The sequence below is a fragment of the uncultured Sphingomonas sp. genome (assembly GCF_902806265.1).
In the GTDB taxonomy this organism is placed as follows: Bacteria; Pseudomonadota; Alphaproteobacteria; order Sphingomonadales; family Sphingomonadaceae; genus Sphingomicrobium.
This window is the reverse complement of record NZ_CADCVZ010000041.1, coordinates 1-7,674: the sequence shown is the minus strand read 5'-3', so window position 1 is coordinate 7,674 and position 7,674 is coordinate 1. Positions and strand designations below refer to the sequence as shown.

The 7,674-nt window shown below is 64.0% G+C and carries 7 protein-coding genes and 1 pseudogene; 6 read left to right on the top strand and 2 right to left on the bottom strand.

Features of this window, described 5'->3' with window-relative positions; translation table 11 throughout:
- The 6 genes from QZX62_RS08715 to QZX62_RS08690 form a co-directional block, all read left to right on the top strand.
- A partial coding sequence (locus QZX62_RS08715; protein WP_294173703.1) for a glycosyltransferase occupies positions 1 to 326 on the top strand: 326 nt, incomplete at its 5' end.
- A 170-nt stretch (positions 327 to 496) separates the two neighbouring features.
- On the top strand, positions 497 to 1,495 hold the full coding sequence (locus QZX62_RS08710) for a KpsF/GutQ family sugar-phosphate isomerase (protein WP_294173700.1): 999 nt from the start codon (positions 497 to 499) through the stop codon (positions 1,493 to 1,495).
- Positions 1,488 to 2,306, top strand: coding sequence for a 3-deoxy-manno-octulosonate cytidylyltransferase (locus QZX62_RS08705; protein WP_294173699.1), 819 nt, complete (start codon positions 1,488 to 1,490; stop codon positions 2,304 to 2,306). Before QZX62_RS08710 ends, QZX62_RS08705 begins: the two co-directional genes overlap by 8 nt.
- Positions 2,307 to 2,315: 9 nt before the next feature.
- Positions 2,316 to 3,164: a 3-deoxy-8-phosphooctulonate synthase gene (gene kdsA / locus QZX62_RS08700; protein ID WP_294173698.1), complete on the top strand. Its 849-nt coding sequence runs from the start codon at positions 2,316 to 2,318 to the stop codon at positions 3,162 to 3,164.
- Positions 3,148 to 4,779, top strand: coding sequence for a capsule biosynthesis protein (locus QZX62_RS08695; RefSeq protein WP_294173697.1), 1,632 nt, complete (start codon positions 3,148 to 3,150; stop codon positions 4,777 to 4,779). The genes kdsA and QZX62_RS08695 overlap by 17 nt, the downstream gene beginning before the upstream one ends.
- 5 nt (positions 4,780 to 4,784) lie before the next feature.
- Entirely contained in the window at positions 4,785 to 6,038 is a 1,254-nt protein-coding gene (locus QZX62_RS08690; RefSeq protein WP_294173696.1) for a capsular biosynthesis protein, read from the top strand.
- Here QZX62_RS08690 and QZX62_RS08685 read toward each other — a convergent pair.
- Both QZX62_RS08685 and QZX62_RS08680 read right to left on the bottom strand, forming a co-directional pair.
- Entirely contained in the window at positions 5,999 to 7,168 is a 1,170-nt protein-coding gene (locus tag QZX62_RS08685) for a glycosyltransferase family 1 protein (RefSeq protein ID WP_294173695.1), read from the bottom strand. The genes QZX62_RS08690 and QZX62_RS08685 overlap by 40 nt on opposite strands.
- An 8-nt stretch (positions 7,169 to 7,176) precedes the next feature.
- Positions 7,177 to 7,674 (bottom strand): annotated as a pseudogene (locus tag QZX62_RS08680) (polysaccharide export protein); the annotation flags it as partial.

Sequence of the window (7,674 nt, the reverse complement as noted above, 5' to 3'; positions counted from 1 at the left end):
AAGGATTCGGTCTACCGGTCGTGGAGGCTATGGCGAGCGGAGTTCCCTGCTTGATCTCGCCAAGGTCGTGCCTCACCGAGGTGACACAAGGAGCGGCGCTAGCCGTCGATCCAGACGACATTCCCGATTTTGCCACAAACATCGAAAAAGCGCTCACCGACGAGGGTTGGCGCTCTTCCGTCATCGCCGACGGATTGAGGGTGGCGGCGAGCTACTCGTGGGAACGCTGCGTTTCGGAGACGCTCGCCGTTTACCGTACGGCCCTGTATTCGTCTTCTGCTTCCCGCGGAAGCTCCGACCCGATGGGAAGTGCCGCGCGGGATTGATCGAATCAAGCCAAGCCGAACACCCGCAGCAAACGATGCAGTTGGGGGATCACTAGCCGCTTACAGGCAAGCAAAGACCCGACTCTGACCAGTTTATGCTAGATTAAGCTTCTCGCCTGGGGGTAAGATGGGAGGCCGATCGGGGATCATCCTATGAGCGGGGAAGAATAATGTCGGCGTTTGCACCTCCTGTCGTCCATGCCGACGGCGAAGCTGCTCGCGCGTTATCGAACGGACGCGAGGTCATCGAGACGGAGGCTCGAGCCCTGCTGCAATTGGCCGACCATCTCGACGAGAGCTTCGCAAAGGCCGTAGACCTGCTGGTCTCAACCAAGCAGCGCGTCATCGTCAGCGGCATGGGCAAGTCGGGTCATGTCGGCCGCAAGGTCGCCGCAACCCTGGCATCCACCGGCACCCCCGCCCTGTTCGTCCACCCGGCGGAAGCGGCGCATGGCGACCTCGGGATGATCACGCCGGGGGACACGCTGATCATCCTCTCCAACTCGGGTTCAACGCCCGAGCTGCGTTCGGTCCTGCGGCACGCCAAGCTGTTCGGCTGCCCGATCATCGCGGTCGCTTCGCAACATGCCTCTCCGCTGATGCAAGCCGCCAACGTCCGGCTCCTGCTGCCGGCCGTGCGCGAGGCCTGCCCCGTAAACATCGCCCCGACGACCTCGACGACGCTGATGCTCGCTCTTGGCGATGCATTGGCGGTGGCGGCGATGCGAGTCCGGGGGCTCACGCGCGAGCGGCTGCAGCTGCTGCATCCCGGAGGTGCGATCGGCGACCGGCTCCAACCCATAGATCGGCTGATGCATATGGGCGGCAGCCTTCCGCTGGTCGATCAGGACACGTCCATGGCCGACGTGGTCATTGAGATGACCCGCAAGAGCTACGGCATCGCCGGGGTCATGAACGATGGTGAGCTGGTCGGCGTGATCACGGACGGAGACCTGCGCCGCCACAGCCAGCATCTCTTCAGCTGCAGGGCGTCTGACGTGATGACGCCCGATCCGAAGCTCGTGCCCGAGGGAGCGCTGTGCGAGGACGTCCTCGCCGTGCTGCAGGAGCATCGGATCACTGCTCTTTTCGTCTGCGCGCATGATGCGCCGAGACGGCCGGTAGGATTGGTGCACATCCACGACTTCGCCCGCCTCCGGAATGACTGACACCCGTCGGCAGGACAGCCAGCCGTCCTGCTGCATCATCATCCCAGCCCGGTTCGCCTCCACGCGGTATCCGGGAAAGCCGCTGGCGCGTTTGCGGGGGGCTGAAGGGGTTGAGCGCACGCTCGTCGAATGGACCTGGCGCGCCGCGCAGGCCGTCACCGGGGTAAGCTCCATTCTTGTAGCGACCGATGACGAGCGAATCGCCGAGGAAGTGGAGCGGTTCGGCGGCCAAGTGGTGATGACCCCCGCCGATTGCGCCAATGGAACGGAGCGCTGCGCAGCTGCCCTCAGCCTCCTGCCATTCCCGCCGGAAATCGTGATCAACCTGCAGGGCGATGCGCTGCTGACACCGCCGAACATTGTCACCGCACTCGTCCGGCGGATGACGCAGGAGCCGGGCTTTGCGGTGGCGACGCCGGCGATCGCCTGCACTCCGGTGATGGCCGGGCACCTGTTGAACGATCGCGCTGCCGGCCGCGTGGGCGGAACAACGGTCGTGTTCAACGCTCGCGGTGACGCGCTCTATTTTTCCAAAAACGTCATCCCCTACGTGCCGGAAGGCGTTTCCTTCCCCGTGCACCTGCACCTTGGCGTCTACGCCTACCGACCCGAAGCGCTCGTCGCCTATGTCGCAACGCCTCCGAGCATGCTGGAGCAAGTCGAAGGCCTCGAGCAGCTGCGCTTCCTTGACGCGGGCGTTCGCATGGGCATCGTTCTATGCAACAAACCCGACGGGCCGATCGTCGAGCTGAACAATCCGGCGGACGTGCCGCTCATCGAGGAAGAGCTGCGTCGGCGACTAGCGAATTAGAAGACTGGCATGAAGCTTCTCGGGCACCACCTCAGCAACGCACGACCGTTCCTTATCTCCGGGCCTTGCGTTGTCGAGAGCGAGGCCTTGTGCCTGGAGATCGCCGGTCGGCTCCGAACCATCGGGGACCGGCTTGGCATCCTCGTCATCTTCAAGGCCAGCTTCGATAAGGCCAATCGCACTTCAGGCCAGTCGTTCCGCGGCCCCGGCATGGAGGAAGGCTTGCGGGCCCTCCAGAAAGTGCGAGCCGAGACTGGGCTGCCGGTGCTGACCGACGTTCATTCGCCAGATCAGGTGAGGCCCGTGGCTGAAGTGGCGGACGTGCTCCAGACTCCGGCGTTTCTCGCTCGCCAGACCGATCTCATCGAAGCGGTGGCTGCAAGCGGCCGGCCGGTGAACATCAAGAAGGCGCAGTTCATGGCGCCAGCTGAAATGAAGGCTGTTGTTTCAAAGGCGCGCTCGGCAGCGACGCGCGCCGGCGTGGGCAGCGACAAGATCATGGTCTGTGAGCGTGGGACCAGCTTCGGCTACAACAACCTTGTGGTGGACATGCGCAGCTTGGTGGAAATGCGCGAAACCGGCTGTCCCATTGTGTTCGACGCGACCCACAGCGTTCAGCAGCCCGGCGCGCTCGGCAACCGATCCGGCGGGCAGCGCGAGTTTGTCGAACCGCTGGCACGGGCCGCAGTGGCGGTTGGCGTGGAAGGTCTGTTCATGGAATGCCACCCGCGGCCGGACGAAGCTCTGTCCGATGGCCCCAACGCCGTTCCTCTGGACCGGGTAGAGCCGTTGGTGCGGACCCTGCTCGCGCTCGCCTCTTGCGGTCGCAGGGTGGACGGTGATGCTTCAATCAGCTGAAGGCGGGCAGCCTCGGGCGCTGTTGCGGATCCCGCCCTTTCCGGGTGCCAAGGTAGGCGCCTTCCACGAACCGCCCGGCTCAATTCCGGCTGCAGCGGATGAGGTGCAGCGCTGTATCGACCTGATGAGGCAACACCGGGTCGGCGGGAGCTTCTGGGCCGAACAGCCCAACCTCCCGGTGAGGTATTTGCTGGTGCGGCCGGTGAGTGCCCTCCGGTCCTCGCGGGCACTCGCTACAGGTTCAAGTGAGCCGCTGTTGTGGTCGGAACCCGCTGGGAAGGCGGACGAGCACGCCGGGATCACAGGCGAATGCGATCCGTGGCACATGCTGTCCGGTGCTACCGCCTTGGTCGCCGAAGCGGAGGACGAGGTCGCCGCTATCGCCGCCATGCTCGGGGTGCCAATCCAGCTATTCGATCCAGTGGCCGGCACTCTGTCGCCCGCACCGAAAGGCAAGCTCGGGTTGCGGCTACCGTCCAGTACGGTGGTTGATCCTTTCTCCGGAAAACCGATCAGCCTCGGCCAAGCAATCGAACTGTGCGGTTTCTGGCGTCGGCTGATCGATGCAAATCGGGATCTTGCCGGTGGGATCGGCTTCGCTTTTTGGAAGCGGCGAACCGTCGCGCCCTTGCTCTGGAGCGGTGTGGACGAGTTTCCATTTTACCGGGAGCTACCGGCGGAACTCCGTAGGCAGGCGATCGCCGTCTGGCGGTCGAAAGCGCCTCCCAGAGTCATCCGTGATGTTGAGCGCCGCAACCTAGTGATGGTCGAGGTAGAAGACGGGTTCCTTCGGTCCAGCGGGCTCGGTTCTGACTGCGTACCTCCCCTGTCGATCACTGTGGACCGGCGCGGGGCGCACTTCGACCCCGGGCAGCCGAGCGATCTGGAGTGCTTGCTGCAAAGCGGCGACTTCAACAACGCTTTGGTTGAGCGCGCGAGGCAGTTGCGCGCGACGATCGTGGCAGCTGGTCTTGGCAAGTACGAGCGCGGCACGGTCCAACTGCCACGGCCGGGGCGCGCGAGGCGGCACATCCTGGTGCCAGGACAGGTCGAGGACGACCGATCGGTGATGACCGGCGGCTGCGGCCTCCGTTCGAACCTCGAACTGCTGAGACGGGTTCGCGCGCTCGAAATGGATGCCTTCATCCTCTACAAGCCGCATCCGGATGTCTTAGCCGGTCATCGTAGTGGCGACGTCCCTCCGCAGGCCGCCCTGCAATACGCCGATATGATAGCCGCGGAGCAGCCAATTTCTGCACTTCTTGATATGGTCGACGCCGTTCATGTGAACACATCGCTTACTGGCTTCGAAGCGTTGATGCGCGGTAAGGCGGTGACCACCCATGGCGTTCCCTTCTACGCCGGCTGGGGGCTGACATCCGATCTCGGCCCTGTGCCCCCGCGCCGCACAGCGCGCCGGACGGTGGACGAACTTGTCGCCGCCACCCTGCTCCTGTACCCACGGTATTTCGACCCGGTGAGCGGCTTGCCTTGTCCGGCGGAGACAATGGTTCAGCGCCTCTGCGCCACCGTTGAATCCACGGCCGGCGTGTTGCCCGCGATCCGGCGTCTGCAAGGTCGGTTGAAAAGCAGCTTACGGGCCTTCGTGCGATGACAAAGATGAGCCCTGTTCCGCAGCGCCGGTCGTTCGTCTTCCTTCAGGGACCGCCCGGGCCGCTATTGCAGCGCCTGGCGGTCGTCCTGCGCAGCCGCGGCATAACCGTTCACCGGATCAACATTTGCGCCGGCGATCGGGTTAACTGGCAGGAGCCCGCCACCGACTTCCAGGGCAGGTCTTCGGACTGGCCTATGTTCTTTGACGCCTTTCTCCGCCGCCACCAGATCACGGACGTCCTGTTGTTCGGTGACTGCCGCCCCTACCATGTGACCGCCCGCGGCATTGCTACGCTTCGGGGCATCCGCACCCATGTGCTGGAGGAAGGTTATCTCCGGCCGCACTGGATGACGCTCGAGCTGGAAGGGGTGAACGCCCATTCGCGGCTGCGGCGGGACAAAGAATGGTTCCTGGAGCAGGCCCGGCAACTGCCGGAGGAGCCGGAGCTTCCGCCGGTCACTGCCCATTTCCGCCGCCGCGTCCGGGACTCCGCCTGGTACTATACTGCCCTTTACCTCGGATCCCCTTGGACGTTTCCGCACTACCGCACCCACCGGACCGCCTCAGCCCTGTCCGAAGCGGTCGGCTGGAGCTGGAAATATCTGGTTCGGGGCTGGCGGGAAGGTCAGACCAGACGCACGCTCGAGCGGATGGGTGGCAAGCGCTTCTTCCTTCTGCCGCTGCAATTGTCGGGCGACTACCAGATCCGGTCGCATTCGCCCTTCCCCGACGTGCCCGTGGCCACCGCCTTTGTGCTCGACAGTTTCGCCAGCCACGCGCCGAGCGGCACGCACCTCCTGATCAAGGCGCATCCCTTGGATTGTTCCTTTTTTCCCTGGTCGCGGTTCATCAGCCGCCGGGCCTGGAAGCTCGGCATTGCCGACCGCGTGCACTACATCGACGGCGGCAACCTCGAAGATCTTGCCGCCGCGGCCACCGGCATGGTCTGCGTAAACAGCACGTCGGCGACACTTGCGCTTCAGGCGAACCGGCCGGTCTGCGTGCTCGGAGAAGCCATCTACAAGATCGCCGGACTGACTTTTGAAGGTCACCTTGATGACTTCTGGATCGATCCGTCACCCCCGGAGCCGGGGCTCTATGCCGCTTTCCGTCGTGTGCTCGTCGACCGCTGTCTAGTGCGCGGCGGCTTAGCCAGCGAGTCGGCGGTGACAACGTTGGTGGAGAACATGGCCAACAAATTGTGCGGTGCCGTGCCCTTCTATTGCTGCAGCAGCCAATCGCTCACGATGGCGAAATGATCATTCCAGCTAGGCGGTCGGTAGTTCGCCAGTCGGACTAGCTGCTCCTGGCGAACCACACTCCCTTCCTCGGCATACGCTAGCACGGCCCGCTGCCATGCCGGACCGTCGAGAGGATCGAGATAGGTCGGGATCGTGGGGCTGATCTCACGAAACACCGGCAGGTTGCTGGCGATCACCGGAGTGCCAACGCCAAGTGCCTCGATCAGCGGAAGGCCGAAGCCTTCCACCAAGCTAGGGAAGAGTAAGGCCCTTGCGGTGCGGAGATAGTGCTCGAGCTCGCCGTCGCTGCACCGGTCCACCTCGAACACATGTCCTTTGAGCGGCTGGCATCGTTCAAGTAGATCAACCACCTGCTCACATTCCCAGCCGCGCTGGCCGATGATCAGCAAGGTCGGCGTGCGTGAGCCTAGCTGTCGCGCCATCCGCGTCCATATCTGGAGCAGCATAAGGTGGTTCTTGCGCGCTTCGATAGTGCCGAGCATGACGAAGGTCGGGCGCTCGGCATGTGCCTCCGCTTCGCGGGGCGGGCCTCGCCAGAGCTCGACACCCAGCAAGGCCGCCACCGCCGGCGGCATCGGTAAGCGCTCGCGCGCTGCGAACTCGACAAGGCTCTCCAGGGTAGCGCAACTGTTAGCGATGATCCCGGTGGCGCTAAGCAGGATGTTCCGGACGCGCTCGGCATGCCGCGACGCTTCTCCTGCCCGGCAATATTCCGGATGGGTGATAGGGATAAGGTCATGGATCAGATAGATCGGTCGAACGACCGCCGCTCGGGTCCAGTCAATCAAACCCTGTTCCTGCAGACCGGTGTGCCCGACGTTCAGGTACAACCGCCCGCGGCCAGCCCCAAACGTCGGCGAGGGCCGGAGCAGCTTCGGCAGGAGCCGAACGAAGTCTTTGCGAAACCCTTCCCCTGTTCCGGCAAGCGCGTCAAACAGGCGGTCGGAAGCGGACTCGCCAAGGATCCGGCGCACGCCGCGTCCGTGCACCACGGCCTGTGCCTCGGCGCGGTATCGCGCGAGATAGGCGAGGCAGACCCGATCGATGCCGGTCGGCAGCCGACCGGCCCACCGCCGCCAAATCAGACGGCTGACGTCGAGCAGCAACGGCCTGTCGTTCGCCGACAAACGGCTGCCTAGTACGCGCGCACGGAATTAGAGACGGAGACTGCCGGAAGGACGGAGGACGCCAGGACATTCACGAACCGTTGGAAATCAGCAGTTGGCGAGTTCGAGATGAACATGACGTCGCCATCACGCATCGGGAACTGTTGTGCGGCGAAGTAGGTTTGTGGCTGCTTAAGATCGACCTGGTAGATGACGGGAACCCGGTTCTCGGGAAGGCCCGCCTGAGCTGGCATAAGACCTCGCACTCGTTGCGGATCCTCCCAGCGGAATAGGAAGACGCCCTTGGGGTCGGCGCGCATATCTTGCAGGCCGCCGATACGGCCCAGCGCCTGCGAGAGTGACAGGCCCACTCCCTCGAATCGGACCTCCTCGTTCTTGCCCGCAGCGCCCAACACCGTGAAAGTAAAAGGCTGGTAGAGCGCGGTCACCACATCGTCACGCTGCAGTATGATGTTCTGTCGCGAGTCACGCACTACCGCCTGGAGCGGCATAGTTACGGTCCGGTC